The organism is Variovorax sp. UMC13, from assembly GCF_014170375.1.
Lineage (GTDB): Bacteria > Pseudomonadota > Gammaproteobacteria > Burkholderiales > Burkholderiaceae_C > Variovorax.
In genome coordinates this window covers 29,762-44,509 of record NZ_LZZW01000037.1, presented here as the reverse complement: position 1 = coordinate 44,509, position 14,748 = coordinate 29,762, and the positions used below count along the sequence as shown (strand labels likewise).

Genomic DNA, 14,748 nt, shown 5'->3' with positions numbered 1-14,748 from the left:
CTCAGTGTGGCGGCTCTTCCGGCAGCGCTTCGACCTTGAGCACGGCCAGCGAGATGTTGTCGCCGCCGCCGCGCGCGCGGCGCCGCACTTCGGCCACCAGCAGTTCGGCCGCCGCGCGCGGCGCCTGTTCGGCCAGCACCGCACCCATTTCCTCGTTGTCGAAGTAGTGCCACAGGCCGTCGCTGCAGGCCAGCAGCAGGTCGCCCGGCACCAGCTGGTGGATGAAGTGGAGCTCCACCGGTGGCGGGGTGCTCGTCATGCCGAGGCAGCCCAGCAGGATGTTGGCCTGCGGATGCACGTTGGCCTGTGCCTCGGTGATCTCGCCGCGGTCGATCAGCGTCTGGACATAGGAATGGTCGCGTGTGCGCTGCACCAGCCGGCCGTGGCGGAAATGGTAGATGCGTGAGTCGCCGGCGTGGATCCAGGTGCAGTCGCCCTTGGGATTCACCAGGAAGGCGGCCAGCGTGCTGTGCGGCTCCTGTTCGCTCGACAGCGCCGTGAGCTTGATGACGGTGTGCGCCTCGTCCAGCAGCTGGCGCAGCAGGGCGGAGGGGTCGTCGTGCACCGGCCGGTAGCGCGCGAACAGCTGCTGCGCGGTCATGAGCACCTGGTCGGAGGCCTTGCGGCCACCGCTGCGGCCGCCCATGCCGTCGGCGATCACGCCCAGCACGCAGCCGACGGCGCGGGGGTGGCTGAGCACGGCGACCTGGTCCTGCTGATAGGGGCGGTCGCCCTTGTGCAGGGCGGTCGCGGCGGAAAGTCTGAAACCTCGTGTCATGACGCTGATGCGCCGATGGCGCGCTGGTAGGGGCGGGCACCGCGGGAGCGATGCGAGGACGTATTATCGAGTGAAGCTGCGCCGTCGCCGACCGCGCCAAGGCGTCGGCCCACGCCGATGCCCGACTTATTGCGTTCCTTGGACTCCAATCTTCATTCCCCTTCCCGCCAACTGATCGCATTGCGCATGGAGCACGCCGATCTCGACGCCACGGTCGATCGGCTGGACGGCCTGATGCCGCAGGACGAACTGCTGCTGCGCCGGCTCAAGAAGCGCCGCCTGGCGCTGCGCGACCAGATCGCGCGCCTCGAGCGGGCGATGGATCCGAAAGAACCCGCCTGATGGTGGCCGACACCGATGCCGGTTCGGCGTGGGACGACGAGGACGACGATGCCGCCTTGATGGGCGGCGCGCCGACGCGCGATCGTCCGCGGGCCGCGGCGGGCGGCCTGTCCGAGATGGTGGCCGAGGTGTTCGCGGAAGGGGGCGCGCTCTCGCATGCGGCCGACGAGTTCCGCGAACGCCATGGCCAGACCCAGATGGCGCTGGCCGTGGCGCGCACCATCGACGACGGTGGCGTGCTGGTGGTCGAGGCCGGCACCGGCGTCGGCAAGACCTTCTCCTACCTGGTGCCCGCGCTGCTGAGCGGCGAGCGCGTGCTGCTCTCGACCGCCACCAAGACCCTGCAGGACCAGCTCTTCGGCCGCGACCTGCCGCGGCTGGTCGATGCGCTGAAACTGCCGGTGCGCATGGCCCTGCTCAAGGGGCGCGGCAGCTACCTGTGCCAGCACCGCCTGGGGCAGGCGCGGCACGATGCCTCGCTGCCCGAGCGCGGCAGCCTGCGCACGCTGGCCAAGATCGAGCAGTGGGCGACCGCCACCCGCACCGGCGACCTGGCCGAGCTGCCGGGCCTGGACGAGCGCTCGCCGCTGCTGCCCCTGATCACCTCCACGCGCGAGAACTGCCTGGGCGCCCAGTGCCCGCAGTTCAAGCCCTGCCACGTCAATGCGGCGCGGCGCGAGGCGCTGGCGGCCGACGTGGTGGTCATCAACCACCACCTGTTCTTCGCCGACCTCGCGGTGCGCGAGTCGGGCATGGCCGAGCTGCTGCCCTCGGTGCGCGTGGTGGTCTTCGACGAAGCGCACCAGCTCAACGAGACCGGCGTGCAGTTCCTCGGCGTGCAGATGGGCAGCGGCCAGGCGCTCGACTTCGCGCGCGACGTGCTCGCGGCCGGGCTGCAGCATGCCCGGGGCCTGGTCGACTGGACCTCGCTGGTGGCGGCGGTCGAGCGCGCCGCGCGCGAGCTGCGGATGTCGGTCGGCCAGCAATGGCCGGGCGCCAAGCTGCGCTGGGCCGGCCCCGCCCCCGAGGGCGTGCCCCAGGCGCCGTGGCAGGACGCGCTCGACGAACTGCAGCAGGCCTTCGAGGACGCCGCCGAAGGGCTGGCGACCGTGAGCGAGATCTCGCCGGACTTCGTGCGCCTGCACGAGCGCGCCCAGCAGCTGGCCGCCCGCGTCGACCGCTTCGCGCAGCCCTGCGCGCTGGGGTCGGTGCGCTGGGTCGACGTGGGTTCGCAACTGCGGCTGGTCGAGTCGCCGCTGGACATCGCGGAGGCGGTGCGCAAGCGCGTGCTGAAGAAGGATTCGGAGGATGCCGAGGACCGCGGGCGTGCCTGGGTCTTCACCTCGGCCACGCTGGGCGACGACCCGCAGCTGCGCTGGTTCACCGAGCCGTGCGGCCTGACCGATGCCGAGGTGCTGCGGGTCCAGAGCCCCTTCGACTACGCCAGGCAGGCCGCGCTCTATGTGCCACGGGACTTTCCCAAGCCCAACGATCCGGCGCACAGCGCGCGCGTGGCGGCGCTGGCCGCGCGCGGCGCCGCGGTGCTGGGCGGACGCACGCTGGTGCTGACGACCACCTTGCGCGCGCTGCGCACCGTCGGCGACGAGATGCGCCGCCGGCTCGAGGGCGAGCCGCCCGATCGGCGGCCCGAGGTGCTGGTGCAGGGCGAGCTGCCCAAGCGCGTGCTGATGGACCGTTTCCGCGAAGGCGCCAGCGGTGGCCGCGCGGGCTGCGTGCTGGTGGCCTCGGCCTCGTTCTGGGAGGGTTTCGATGCGCCCGGCGATGCGCTGCAATTGGTGGTGATCGACAAGCTGCCTTTTCCGCCGCCCAACGATCCACTGGTGGAGGCGCGCTCGCAGCGCCTGGAGGCGCAGGGTCGCAATGCTTTCGGAGACTATTCCTTGCCCGAGGCGGCGGTGGCGCTCAAGCAGGGCGCCGGGCGCCTGATCCGGCGCGAGTCGGACCGGGGGGTGCTGGCCATCTGCGACACCCGCCTAGCGGTGATGGGCTACGGCCGCCGGCTGGTGGCCGCCTTGCCGCCCATGCGGCGGCTCGAAGGGGAGGCGGACTTCGATGCCGCCGTGGCCGAGCTCCGGACCGGCGACGGGGCCTGAAAGCGTCTCAGGCCCGGGTGGCGATCACCAGAGCTTCCACCACGGATCGTCCTTCGTGCGGAAGCCGCGCGACAGGTACTCGCTCTTCGGGTAGTTGGTGGTCAGCACGCGCTTGGCATCGTCGCGCAGGTCGTCCAGGCCCAGGGCGGCATAGGACTGGACCATGATGTACAGGGCTTCCTCGAGGGCCGGTACCTCGCGGTAGTCGGCCAACGCCAGCTGCGAGCGGTTGATGGCGGCCAGGTAGGCGCCGCGCTGGTAGTAGTAGCGCGCCACGTGCACTTCGTACTGGGCCAGCGAATTGACCACGTAATTCATGCGCTGGCGGGCATCGGGCGTGTAGCGCGATTCGGGGAAGCGCGTGACCAGTTCCTTGAAGGCCTGGAACGATTCCTTGGCCGCCTTCTGGTCGCGTTCCGACAGGTCCTGGCGCGTCATGAACGCGAACATGCCCAGGTCGTCGTTGAAGTTGATCACGCCCTTGAGGTAGAGCGCGTAATCGAGCGCCGGGCTGGCCGGATGCAGCTTCATGAAGCGGTCGAGGGTCGCGACGGCGGCCGGCTTCTCGCCGGACTTGTACTGCGAGTAGGCCTTTTCCAGCTGGGCCTGCTGGGCGAGCGGCGTGCCGGCCGCGCGGCCTTCGAGCTTCTCGTACAGCGGGATCGCCTTGTCGAAGGCACCGGAGCCGGCTTCGTCCTTGGCTTCGGCGTAGATCTTGTTGGGGCTCCAGTTCGCGGTCTGGTCGACCTTGGTGGTCGAGCAGCCGGCCACCAGCCATGCCGTGGCGCAAAGCACCATCCAGCTCGGGACAACCGATAATTTGACGCGAAACATCACATGAAGCTTTCTTGAAACAACTGCCCTCGATTATATCGACCGCCCCTTCAGGCGGCACTTTCCCCCCGACCGATGCGACCGAAGTCGAAGAGGGGGCCGACCCCGTCGAGGCCAGCGAGCTGCGCGCCTTCGCCATCGGCGTGGCGCAGCACGGCCAGCGCTTGGACCGTGCACTGGCCGCGCTGGTTCCCGAGTTTTCCCGCAACTACCTGCAGCAGCTGATCGACGCCGGTGCCGTGCAGCTCAAGGGCCGCGTGGTCACCAAGCCCTCGGCCACGGTGCACGTGGGCGAGGCCGGGCAGATCGAACTGCGGCCCACCCCGCAGAGCCAGGCCTTCAAGGCCGAGCCGATGGAGATCCGCGTGGTGCATGAAGATGCCCACCTGCGGGTGATCGACAAGCCCGCCGGGCTGGTGGTGCATCCGGCGCCCGGCCACTGGAGCGGCACGCTGCTCAACGGCCTGCTGGCGCTCGACCCGCAGGCGGCGCTGCTGCCGCGCGCGGGCATCGTGCACCGGCTCGACCGCGACACCAGCGGGCTGATGGTGGTGGCACGCACGCGCGCCACGATGGATGCGCTGGTGCAGCTGATCGCCGCGCGCGAGGTCTCGCGCCAGTACCTGGCGCTGGCGCACAAGCCCTGGCAGGGCGCCGCGGCGCGCCAGGTCGATGCGCCGATCGGGCGCGATCCGCGCAACCGGCTGCGCATGGCGGTGGTCGACCTCGAACGCCATCCGGGCAAGACCGCCCGCACGCTGATCGAGCGGCTCGACGGTACGAACGACGGCTGCGCGGTGCGCTGCACGCTGGAGACCGGACGCACGCACCAGATCCGCGTGCACATGGCGTCGATCGGTCATCCGCTGGTCGGCGATGCGCTCTACGGGGGCGCGCCGGCCGCCGGCCTGAGCCGCCAGGGGCTGCATGCGTTCCGGCTGGCCTTCGTGCATCCGCAGACCAAAGAGCCCATGACCTTTCTCGCGCCGCCGCCCGCCGATCTGCGCGAAGCCTTCCAGACCTGGGGGCTGGATTACAATCGCGCCTGACGGCCCGAGTGCCGCGCCGGCCTTCCGTGCCGGCCTTGCGTTCTGCCCGCCGCGTGCCGGCAACGCCGCTTCTCCATCCCGAGACTTCCATCCACCTGAACGTGCGCCCCTGGCGCCTTTTCCCGGATAACGCGAACCATGAATACGGCGGATGCCAAGCGCATTCTTGAAACCGCCTTGATCTGTTCGACGCAGCCCTTGCCAGTGCGCGAGCTGCGTGTGCTGTTCGAAGACGAACTGGGCGCGGACACCATCAAGTCGTTGCTGATCGAGCTGCAGGAAGACTGGGCTCAGCGCGGCCTCGAGCTCGTGAGCGTCGGCAGTGGCTGGCGCTTCCAGAGCCGTCCGGAGATGCGCGACCATCTCGACCGCCTGCATCCCGAGAAGCCGCCGCGCTACACCCGCGCCGCGCTCGAGACGCTGGCGATCATTGCCTACCGCCAGCCGGTCACGCGCGGCGACATGGAAGACATCCGCGGCGTCACGATCAATTCGCTGATCCTCAAGCAGCTCGAAGACCGCAACTGGGTCGAGGTCATCGGCCACCGCGAGACGGTCGGCCGGCCGGCGCTGTTCGCCACCACCCGCCAGTTTCTCGACGACCTGGGCCTGGCCTCGCTCGACCAGCTGCCGGTCATCGACAGCCCGGCCCAGCACAATGCCCTGATCGACGCGCTGACCGATGCCTCGGACCCCGAGCAGGCCGCGCTGCCGATGGACGCGCTGGAAGACGATGCCCTCGTGGCGCCGGCCGACCCTGCCGCCGAGGCGTCCGCGTCGCCGGCCGACGATGCATCCCCCGTACCCGCCAGCGACCTGTTCGCTGAAGGCGAGCCCCTCGCCGAATCCCCGGTCGTTCCCGACCCTGACGTTGCCGCCACAGACGGCCCCGACGCACCATCCCCGGTGCCTTCCGGAAAAAATCCATGAGCTCCTCCGAACCCGATGACACGGTGCTGCCGCCGGCCCACCTCCCCGCCGAAGAAAAGACCGCCCCGGCCGCACTGAGCGCACCGGCGGGCGAGGGCGCGGACGCCTCGGCACCGGAGGCCGCGCCCGTGCGCAAGCCCCGCAAGCCACGTGCGCGCAAGCCCGCGGCGGAAGCCGTGGCGGCGCCTGAAGAAGAGGTCGTCGAGCCGGCCGCGAGCGACGAGCCGGCTGCACCTGCACCTGCGCCGGCGCCCGTCGCCGCCCCGCAGCCCGTGCGCGCCGAGCCGGCCCCGGCCGACGAAGTGCAGGACGATCAGGACGAGGAAGACGAGCCGGACGAGGAAGAGGACGAACTCGACCGCGCCCGCCGCATCGCCGACCGCGAGCGCCGCAACGCGCCGCCGACCGAGCCGATCCGCTTCGCCGACGTCATCTCCGGCCAGTTCGATGCCGACGAGGAGAGCGCCGAGGTGCCGCCGCTCAAGCGCGTGCTGCTGCCCGAAGCTGATTCGCCCAAGCTGCACAAGGTGTTGGCCCAGGCCGGCCTCGGCTCGCGCCTGGAAATGGAAGCGCTGATCCTGCAGGGGCGGATCTCGGTCAACAGCGAGCCGGCCCACATCGGCCAGCGCATCCAGTACGGCGACCAGGTCAAGATCAACGGCAAGCCGATCCGCTTCCGCATCGATCCGCCGCAGGCACGCGTCATTGCTTACCACAAGCCGGTCGGCGAGGTCGTCACGCACGACGATCCGCAGAACCGCCCGACCGTGTTCCGCAAGCTGCCGCGGCTGCAGCAGGGCAAGTGGCAGTCGGTGGGGCGGCTCGACCTGAACACCGAAGGCCTGCTGCTGTTCACCAGCTCGGGCGAGCTGGCCAACCAGCTGATGCACCCGCGCTTCGGCCTGGAGCGCGAGTACGCGGTGCGCGTGCTGGGCGCCGTCAATGCCGAAGAGAAGAAGAAGCTGCTCGAAGGCGTGCGCCTGGACGACGGCATGGCCCAGTTCGGCAGCATCGAGGAGGGCGGCGGCGAAGGCGCCAACCACTGGTACCGCGTGACCATCTCCGAAGGCCGCAACCGCGAGGTGCGCCGGCTGTTCGAGTCGGTCGGTCATGCGGTCAGCCGGCTGATCCGCATCCGCTACGGCGCGATGCTGCTGCCGCGCGGGCTCAAGCGCGGCGCCTGGATGGAGCTCGACGAGCGCGACATCCGCTCGCTGTTCCAGGCCGCTGGCGGCGGCGCGGCACGCGCACCTGCGGGTCCGCGCGAGCAGGGCGCAGAGGGCGGCGGACGCAACAACAACGGACGCGGCGACAACAAGAAGCGCCGCGGCGGCCGCAATGCCGGCGGGCCCCCGATGCCCAACGGCAACGGCCCGCAGGGCGCGCGCGGCGGCGATCGCGGGCGGGGCGGCAACCCGGGCGGCCCGCAGCAGAAGCGGCGCGGCAACGCGCCCGGCGGCGGTGGCGGAGGCGGCAATGGCCGCGCGCCCGGCGAGGACCGCGCCCCCGGCGGCGCGCAGCCCGACCCGATGAAGACCTCGGTGGGCTACATCGGCGCCGACAGTTTCTCGCGCCAGCGCAAGGAGCAACGCCAGAACGCGCCACGGCGCGGCGGCGGTGGCGGCTTCGGCGGTCCGGCCGGCTCGCGCCGGCGCAGCGGGCGCTGATCACAGGCCCGGGCTGCGGTTTTTCAGCGCGCCAAGGCCGGCCCGGGGTGGCCGGCCGGTTAAAATCAGAGGCTTTTTCAAGTCCGCGGGCCGTGCAATCGGCGCCGCGGACCGTTCTTTTTCGACATCAACTGCTCAGGAAGCAACTTCTCCATGGCCATCGAACGCACCCTCTCCATCATCAAGCCCGACGCTGTCGCCAAGAACGTCATCGGCAAGATCGTCTCCCGCTTTGAAGCCGCCGGCCTCAAGATCGCCGCCGGCAAGCTGGTGCACCTGTCGCGCGCCGAAGCCGAGCAGTTCTACGCCGTGCACAGCGCACGTCCCTTCTTCAAGGACCTGGTCGAGTTCATGATCTCCGGCCCGGTGTTCGTGCAAGTGCTCGAAGGCGAGAACGCCATCGCCAAGAACCGCGACCTGATGGGCGCGACGGACCCGAAGAAGGCCGACGCCGGCACCATCCGCGCCGACTTCGCCGACAGCATCGATGCCAACGCCGTGCACGGCTCGGACGCACCGGAAACCGCTGCCGCCGAAATCGCCTTCTTCTTCGCCGGCCTCAACGTCTACGCACGCTGATATGACCCACCCCCGACGCGCCTGCGGCGCCTCCCTCTCGAGGGGGCGCACCCTGCGGCCCGGCCAAGCCGGTTCCGCGGGTGCCCGCGCATGCGCCTCGCCCGGTTTCGGCACGGGGGTGTTCGCATGACCACGGTCAATCTGCTCGAGTTCGATCTGGAGGGCTTGGCCGCGTTCTGCGAAAAACTGGGCGAAAAACGTTTTCGCGCGACGCAGCTGTTCCGCTGGATCCACCAGCGGGGCGCGAGCGATTTCGCGCAGATGACCGACCTGGCCAAGTCGCTGCGCGAGAAGCTCGCGACCACGGCCCGTGTCGAGGCGCTGCCGGTCATCACGCAGCATGAATCCACCGACGGCACGATCAAGTGGCTGTTCGACGTGGGTGACGGCAATGCCGTCGAAGCTGTCTTCATTCCCGAGGGCGACCGCGGCACCCTGTGCGTGTCGTCCCAGGCCGGGTGCGCGGTCGGCTGCCGTTTCTGCTCGACCGGCCACCAGGGCTTCAGCCGCAACCTGCGCACCGGCGAGATCACGGCGCAGCTGTGGTTCGCCGAGCATTTCCTGCGCCAGCACCTGAAGCGCGACGACCGGGTGATCTCGAACGTCGTGATGATGGGCATGGGCGAGCCGCTGCAGAACTACTCGGCGCTGGTGCCCTCGCTGCGCACCATGCTCGACGACAACGCCTACGGCCTGTCGCGCCGGCGTGTCACGGTCTCGACCTCGGGCGTGGTCCCGATGATCGACCGGCTGGGTGCCGATTGCCCGGTGGCGCTGGCGGTGTCGCTGCACGCCCCGAACGATCCGCTGCGCGACGACCTGGTGCCGCTCAACCGCAAGTACCCGATCGCCGAATTGCTCGAGGCCTGCCAGCGCTACCTGGCGCATGCGCCGCGCGACTTCATCACCTTCGAGTACTGCATGCTCGACGGCGTGAACGACCAGCCCGAGCACGCGCAGCAGTTGGTGGAACTGGTGCGCAGCACCGGCATCTCCTGCAAGTTCAACCTGATCCCCTTCAACCCCTTCCCCGCGTCCGGGCTGCTGCGTTCGCCGCAGCCGCGGGTGCTGGCCTTCGCCAAGGCGCTGAGCGACGCGGGCATCGTGACCACCGTGCGCAAGACGCGCGGCGACGACATCGATGCGGCGTGCGGCCAGCTGGCCGGCGACGTCAAGGACCGCACCCACGCGGCCGAACGCATGGCGCAGCGGCGCACGGTCGTGCTGCATCCGGTCCGCGCGGCCGCTTCCAAGGTTTCGCCGGCCCCGCCGGTTTCACAAGGGCACTGAACCCATGCGCATGGCCTTCCCGATTTCGCCATGGCACGTCATGCAGGGGGCCTTCGGCGCCTTGCTGGCCGTGCTGCTCGCCGGCTGCGCCGGCACCGGCAAGGGAGGGGCGACTTCGGTCGCGAACACAGCGAGCACCGCGGGCAACGGCACCGACATCGTGACCGCCTCGGACGAGCCGCAGGCGCGCCGGCGCGCGCGGCTGCGGCTCGAACTGGCCATCGGTTATTTCGAGGCCGGCCAGACCACGGTCGCGCTCGACGAGATCAAGCAGTCGCTGTCGGCTGACCCGAACTTCGCCGACGCCTACAACCTGCGCGGCTTGGTCTACATGCGGCTCGACGATGCCGGGCTGGCCGAGGACAGCTTCCGGCGCGCCATCGCGCTCAATCCGCGCGAGCCCAACACCCTGCACAACTACGGCTGGCTGCTGTGCCAGCAGAGCCGCTTCGGCGATGCCGCCCAGCAGTTCAATGCGGCCCTGGCCGTGCCCGCCTACACCGAGCGTGCCAAGACGCTGATGACCCTGGGCCTGTGCCAGATGCGCGCAGGCCAGCCCGCCGAGGCCGAGCGCTCGCTGTCGCAGGCCTACGAAATCGACGCCGGCAATCCCATGATCGGCTTCAACCTCGCGTCCTTGCTGGCCCAGCGCCAGGACTGGTCGCGCGCGCAGTTCTACGTGCGCCGTGTCAACAACGGGCCGTCGGCCAATGCGGAGACCTTGTGGCTGGGCGTGAAGATCGAGCGCAGGCTGGGAAACCGCGAGGCCATGGCGCAGCTCGGCGGACAGCTGCAACGGCGCTTCCCCCAGTCGCGGGAGGCGGTTGCGTACGAACGTGGGAATTTCGATGATTGAACGGGCGAGCGAATTCGGTACCACCCAGACGCCACCGCTGATCCCTGGCGACAGCACGAACAAGACCGCCGGCGACCTGCTGCGCGAGGCGCGCGAAGCGCACAACCTGCACCTCGACGTGGTGGCGGCGGCGCTCAAGGTGTCGTCGCAGAAGCTGCAGGCCCTGGAGAACGACGACATCGCGGCCTTGCCCGATCCGGTGTTCGCACGCGCGCTGGCCGCCAGCGTCTGCCGGGCGCTGCACATCGATCCCGCACCGGTGCTCGCCAAGCTGCCGGGCGCGGCGCGCCCGGGCCTGGCCGAAGCCGATCGCAGCATCAGCACCAGCTTCCGCTCGAGTGCGCCGCGCAGCCGCTCGCGCGCGGTTGGCGGCCTGCCGTCGCGCGCCGTGCTGGTGGTGGTCGGGCTGCTGCTGGCCGGCGCCGCGGCGCTGTTCTGGCTGCCTTCCGGCGCTTTCGAGCGGCTGGGTCAATGGGTCTCGGGCTTCACTGCGGGCCAGCGCAGCGCTTCGGTCGAGGCCGCGCCGGGCGGCACGGTGCTCGAGCCGCCGGCCGCGGCGCCCGTGGCGGCGGTCGAGCCGACCGCGCCGGTCGTGGCGCCCGTGGCCGAGCCCGTGGCGCCTGCGGCCCCGCAGCCCGCGGCGGCCGGCAGCGACACACTGGTCTTCGTGGTCCGCGAGGAATCCTGGATCACCGTGAACGACGCCGCCGGCAAGCAGCTGCTGCGCCGTACCGTGCGCGCGGGCGAAACCGTCGGTGCCAGCGGCACGCTGCCCCTGTCGGTGGTGGTGGGCCGGGCCGCCGGCGTCGAAGTCCAGGTGCGCGGCAAGCCTTTCGATCTGACACCCCTGGCGCGCTCGGGCGGCGTCGCACGATTCGAGGTCAAACCATGAGCGATACGTCGTCGATTTTCGATCCGGCCGCTTTCGGCAGCCAGCCCGTGGCGCCAGCCGCGCCCGCGGCGCGGCGTTCGCGCCAGGCCAGCGTGGTCTGGGGCGCCCGCACCGTCACCGTGGGCGGCGACGCCCCGGTGCGCGTGCAGTCGATGACCAACACCGACACGGTCGACGCGATCGGCACCGCGATCCAGGTCAAGGAACTGGCCATCGCCGGTTCCGAGATGGTCCGCATCACGGTCAACACGCCCGAGGCCGCGGCGCAGGTGCCCTACATCCGCGAGCAGCTCGACCGCATGGGCATCGACGTGCCGCTGATCGGCGACTTCCACTACAACGGCCACCGGCTGCTGACCGACTATCCGGCCTGCGCCGAGGCGCTGTCCAAGTACCGCATCAACCCCGGCAACGTGGGCAAGGGCGACAAGAAGGACAAGCAGTTCGGCCAGATGATCGAAGCCGCGATGCGCTGGAACAAGCCGGTGCGCATCGGCGTGAACTGGGGCAGCCTCGACCAGGAACTGCTGGCCCATCTGATGGACGTCAACAGCCAGCGCGCCACCCCCTGGGAAGCCAAGTCGGTGATGTACGAGGCGCTGATCACCTCGGCCATCGACTCGGCCAAGCTGGCCGAATCGATGGGCATGAACGGCGACCAGATCATCCTCAGCTGCAAGGTGAGCGGCGTGCAGGACCTGATCTCGGTCTACCGCGAGCTGGCCAAGCGCTGCAGCTACCCGCTGCACCTGGGCCTGACCGAGGCCGGCATGGGCACCAAGGGCACGGTGGCCTCGGCCACGGCGCTGTCGGTGCTGCTGCAGGAGGGCATCGGCGACACCATCCGCGTGTCGCTCACGCCGCAGCCGGGCGAGGCGCGCACGCAGGAGGTGGTGATCGCCAACGAGATCCTGCAGGCGCTGGGCCTGCGCATCTTCGTGCCCAGCGTCACGGCCTGCCCGGGCTGTGGCCGCACCACCAGCACCACCTTCCAGGAGCTGGCCAAGCAGATCGACGACTACCTGCGGCTGCAGATGCCGGTCTGGCGCAAGAAGTACCCGGGCGTCGAGACGCTCAAGGTGGCGGTGATGGGCTGCATCGTCAACGGCCCGGGCGAGAGCAAGCATGCCGACATCGGCATCAGCCTGCCGGGCACCGGCGAAGCGCCGGCCGCGCCGGTCTTCATCGACGGCGAAAAGGCGCTCACGCTGCGCGGCGACAATATCGCCAACGAATTCCACCAGCTGGTCGAAACCTACATCGACAAGCGCTTCGGCAGCAGCAGCGAGCGCGCCGCCGAAACCGTCTGAATCTCCTTTCCTGATCCATGGCCGAAAAATTGAATGCCGTCAAAGGCATGAACGACATCTTGCCGCCCGAGTCGGCGCGCTGGGAGTGGCTCGAAGCCACGGTGCGCGAGCTGATGGGCCGCTTCGCGTACCGCAACGTGCGCACCCCGATCCTGGAGCACACGGCGCTGTTCGTGCGTGGCATCGGCGAGGTCACCGACATCGTCGAGAAGGAGATGTACGCCTTCGAGGACCGCTCCGACAAGCACGGCCAGGCCGAGCACCTTGCGATGCGGCCCGAGAACACCGCCGGCCTGGTGCGTGCCGTGATCGAGCACAACATGCTCTACGACGGCCCCAAGCGCCTCTGGTACACCGGCCCGATGTTCCGGCGCGAGAAGCCGCAGCGCGGTCGCTACCGGCAGTTCCATCAGATCGGCGCCGAGGCCCTGGGCTTCGCCGGCCCGGACGTCGATGCCGAGCTGATCCTGCTGGCCAACGCGCTCTGGAAGGCCATCGGTTTGACCGACGTGCGCCTCGAGCTCAACAGCCTGGGCCAGCCGGCCGAGCGCGCGCTGCACCGCGCCCAGCTGATCGCGCATTTCGAGCAGCACGCCGACAAGCTCGACGAGGACGGCAAGCGCCGCCTGCACAGCAACCCGCTGCGCATCCTCGACACCAAGAACCCCGCGATGAAGGACGTGGTCGAGGCGGCGCCGAAGCTGATCGACTTCCTGGGCGCCGAATCGCTGGCGCATTTCGAGGGCCTGCAGGCCATCCTCAAGGCCAACGGCATCGCCTTCACGATCAACCCGCGCCTGGTGCGCGGCCTCGATTACTACAACCTCACGGTGTTCGAGTTCGTCACCGACCGCCTGGGCGCGCAGGGCACGGTGTGCGCCGGCGGCCGCTACGACGACCTGATCGCCCAGATCGGCGGCAAGCCCGCGCCGGCCGTGGGCTGGGCCATGGGCGTCGAGCGCGTGCTGGACCTGCTCAAGGAGCAGGGCACCGAGGTGCCGGCCGTGGTGCCCGACGCCTATGCCATCGTGCCCGATGCGGCCTCGATGCCGGTGGTGCTGCGCACCCTGCAGCAATTGCGCGAAGCGGGCGTGCGGGTGCAGATGCACGGCGCGACCGCCGAGGGCCTGGCCAGCTTCAAGTCGCAGATGAAGAAGGCCGACGCCAGCGGCGCCACCTACGCACTGATCTTCGGCGCCGATGAACTTGCACGCGAGGAAGTGACTCTCAAGGCCTTGCGCGACGCCAGCGTCGCGCAAAGCACGCGGCCGCTGGCCGACGTGGGCGTCTGGGCCACCACCCTACAATCCCCGGCTCCCTAGGGAAACGCCGGTCCGTTCCCAAACATCCCGGCCCCTCGAGGGTCGGACTCGACCCGTCGAGTCCCGGGGTCCTTCAACTCACTGACAGCGCATGGCAACCCATCTCGATCTCGAAGAACAGGAACAGCTCGACCAGCTCAAGCATTTCTGGAACACCTACGGCACGTTGATCACCTGGATCGTGCTGCTTGTCGCCGGTGCGTTCGTGGCCTGGAACGGCTGGAACTACTTCCAGCGCAACAAGGCGGCACAGGCCTCGGCGCTCTACGACGAGGTCGAGCGCAGCGCGCAGGCGGGCGATGCCGACCGCATCGAGCGCGCGCTGGGCGAGATGAAGAGCCGCTTCGCCGGCACCGTCTACGCGCAACAGGCCGGCCTGCTGGCCGCCAAGACGCTCAACGAGAAGGCCAAGCCCGAGGCATCGCGCGCCGCGCTGGAATGGGTCGCGGACAACGCCGTCGATCCGGGCTACAAGGCCATCGCGCGGCTTCGGCTGGCCGCCGAACTGCTCGAGAGCAAGGGCTACGACGACGCGCTCAAGCAGCTGGCCGCGCCCGTGCCCAAGGAATTCGAAGCGCTGGTGGCCGACCGCAGGGGCGACGTCTACCTGGCGCAAGGCAAGCGCGACGAAGCCAAGGCCGAGTACCAGAAGGCCTGGGCCGCATTCGATGCGCGCAACGACTACCGCCGTCTGGTCGAGATCAAGCTCAACGCCGTGGGCGTGGATCCGAAGACCTTGACGACCGCTCCCGCCGCGTCCGGCAAAACCGCTCAGTGACCATCGC

The 14,748-nt window shown here is 69.8% G+C and carries 14 protein-coding genes; 12 read left to right on the top strand and 2 right to left on the bottom strand.

The genetic code is table 11. The annotated features are described in order from the left end of the window. Position 1: 1 nt before the first annotated feature. A complete protein-coding gene (locus A9977_RS31615) occupies positions 2-778 on the bottom strand; it encodes a PP2C family serine/threonine-protein phosphatase (RefSeq protein WP_183028781.1) in 777 nt (258 codons plus the stop codon). Between the two features lie 138 nt (positions 779-916). Between A9977_RS31615 and A9977_RS31610 the strand changes: the two genes are divergently transcribed. Both A9977_RS31610 and A9977_RS31605 read left to right on the top strand, forming a co-directional pair. Next, entirely contained in the window at positions 917-1,120 is a 204-nt protein-coding gene (locus A9977_RS31610) for a DUF465 domain-containing protein (RefSeq protein ID WP_183028780.1), read from the top strand. Positions 1,121-1,236: 116 nt separating this feature from the next. After that, positions 1,237-3,234 (top strand): ATP-dependent DNA helicase, encoded by a 1,998-nt coding sequence (locus A9977_RS31605; protein ID WP_183028823.1) that lies wholly within the window; start codon positions 1,237-1,239, stop codon positions 3,232-3,234. 24 nt (positions 3,235-3,258) lie between these two features. On the opposite strand, the gene A9977_RS31600 is transcribed toward A9977_RS31605, so the two are convergent. Beyond that, on the bottom strand, positions 3,259-4,068 hold the full coding sequence (locus tag A9977_RS31600) for an outer membrane protein assembly factor BamD (RefSeq protein WP_183028779.1): 810 nt from the start codon (positions 4,066-4,068) through the stop codon (positions 3,259-3,261). A 23-nt stretch (positions 4,069-4,091) separates the two neighbouring features. On the opposite strand from A9977_RS31600, the gene A9977_RS31595 reads away from it, so the two are divergent. The 10 genes from A9977_RS31595 to A9977_RS31550 all read left to right on the top strand — a co-directional run bounded on the left by A9977_RS31595 (position 4,092) and on the right by A9977_RS31550 (position 14,741). After that, complete coding sequence (locus tag A9977_RS31595; RefSeq protein WP_220812248.1) at positions 4,092-5,117, top strand: RluA family pseudouridine synthase; 1,026 nt, start codon at positions 4,092-4,094, stop codon at positions 5,115-5,117. A gap of 138 nt (positions 5,118-5,255) precedes the next feature. Further along, entirely contained in the window at positions 5,256-6,047 is a 792-nt protein-coding gene (gene scpB / locus A9977_RS31590) for an SMC-Scp complex subunit ScpB (protein ID WP_183028778.1), read from the top strand. Next, positions 6,044-7,714: a pseudouridine synthase gene (locus A9977_RS31585; RefSeq protein ID WP_183028777.1), complete on the top strand. Its 1,671-nt coding sequence runs from the start codon at positions 6,044-6,046 to the stop codon at positions 7,712-7,714. Before scpB ends, A9977_RS31585 begins: the two co-directional genes overlap by 4 nt. Positions 7,715-7,867: 153 nt before the next feature. Continuing rightward, on the top strand, positions 7,868-8,293 hold the full coding sequence (gene ndk, locus A9977_RS31580; protein ID WP_183028776.1) for a nucleoside-diphosphate kinase: 426 nt from the start codon (positions 7,868-7,870) through the stop codon (positions 8,291-8,293). 126 nt (positions 8,294-8,419) lie between these two features. Next, positions 8,420-9,583, top strand: a complete 1,164-nt coding sequence (rlmN, locus tag A9977_RS31575; protein WP_183028775.1) for a 23S rRNA (adenine(2503)-C(2))-methyltransferase RlmN — start codon at positions 8,420-8,422, stop codon at positions 9,581-9,583. A gap of 4 nt (positions 9,584-9,587) precedes the next feature. After that, complete coding sequence (pilW, locus tag A9977_RS31570) at positions 9,588-10,439, top strand: type IV pilus biogenesis/stability protein PilW (protein ID WP_183028774.1); 852 nt, start codon at positions 9,588-9,590, stop codon at positions 10,437-10,439. Beyond that, positions 10,432-11,331 carry a helix-turn-helix domain-containing protein gene (locus A9977_RS31565; protein ID WP_183028773.1) on the top strand — a complete coding sequence of 300 codons (900 nt, stop codon included), beginning with the start codon at positions 10,432-10,434 and terminating at the stop codon, positions 11,329-11,331. Before pilW ends, A9977_RS31565 begins: the two co-directional genes overlap by 8 nt. Further along, positions 11,328-12,641, top strand: coding sequence for a flavodoxin-dependent (E)-4-hydroxy-3-methylbut-2-enyl-diphosphate synthase (ispG, locus tag A9977_RS31560; protein ID WP_183028772.1), 1,314 nt, complete (start codon positions 11,328-11,330; stop codon positions 12,639-12,641). The genes A9977_RS31565 and ispG overlap by 4 nt, the downstream gene beginning before the upstream one ends. Before the next feature lie 17 nt (positions 12,642-12,658). Next, on the top strand, positions 12,659-13,963 hold the full coding sequence (gene hisS / locus A9977_RS31555; RefSeq protein WP_183028771.1) for a histidine--tRNA ligase: 1,305 nt from the start codon (positions 12,659-12,661) through the stop codon (positions 13,961-13,963). Between the two features lie 91 nt (positions 13,964-14,054). Further along, positions 14,055-14,741, top strand: coding sequence for a tetratricopeptide repeat protein (locus tag A9977_RS31550; RefSeq protein ID WP_183028770.1), 687 nt, complete (start codon positions 14,055-14,057; stop codon positions 14,739-14,741). The last annotated feature ends 7 nt before the right edge of the window (positions 14,742-14,748 follow it).

What these genes read in the sequence shown, in the direction of transcription:
- pilW (WP_183028774.1), top strand. Translation starts at nt 9,588, where the DNA reads ATGCGCATGGCCTTCCCGATTTCGCCATGGCACGTCATGCAGGGGGCC.
- A9977_RS31600 (WP_183028779.1), bottom strand. Translation starts at nt 4,068, where the DNA reads ATGTTTCGCGTCAAATTATCGGTTGTCCCGAGCTGGATGGTGCTTTGC.
- hisS (WP_183028771.1), top strand. Translation starts at nt 12,659, where the DNA reads ATGGCCGAAAAATTGAATGCCGTCAAAGGCATGAACGACATCTTGCCG.
- scpB (WP_183028778.1), top strand. Translation starts at nt 5,256, where the DNA reads ATGAATACGGCGGATGCCAAGCGCATTCTTGAAACCGCCTTGATCTGT.
- A9977_RS31615 (WP_183028781.1), bottom strand. Translation starts at nt 778, where the DNA reads ATGACACGAGGTTTCAGACTTTCCGCCGCGACCGCCCTGCACAAGGGC.
- rlmN (WP_183028775.1), top strand. Translation starts at nt 8,420, where the DNA reads ATGACCACGGTCAATCTGCTCGAGTTCGATCTGGAGGGCTTGGCCGCG.
- A9977_RS31585 (WP_183028777.1), top strand. Translation starts at nt 6,044, where the DNA reads ATGAGCTCCTCCGAACCCGATGACACGGTGCTGCCGCCGGCCCACCTC.
- A9977_RS31605 (WP_183028823.1), top strand. Translation starts at nt 1,237, where the DNA reads ATGGTGGCCGAGGTGTTCGCGGAAGGGGGCGCGCTCTCGCATGCGGCC.
- ispG (WP_183028772.1), top strand. Translation starts at nt 11,328, where the DNA reads ATGAGCGATACGTCGTCGATTTTCGATCCGGCCGCTTTCGGCAGCCAG.
- A9977_RS31550 (WP_183028770.1), top strand. Translation starts at nt 14,055, where the DNA reads ATGGCAACCCATCTCGATCTCGAAGAACAGGAACAGCTCGACCAGCTC.
- ndk (WP_183028776.1), top strand. Translation starts at nt 7,868, where the DNA reads ATGGCCATCGAACGCACCCTCTCCATCATCAAGCCCGACGCTGTCGCC.
- A9977_RS31565 (WP_183028773.1), top strand. Translation starts at nt 10,432, where the DNA reads ATGATTGAACGGGCGAGCGAATTCGGTACCACCCAGACGCCACCGCTG.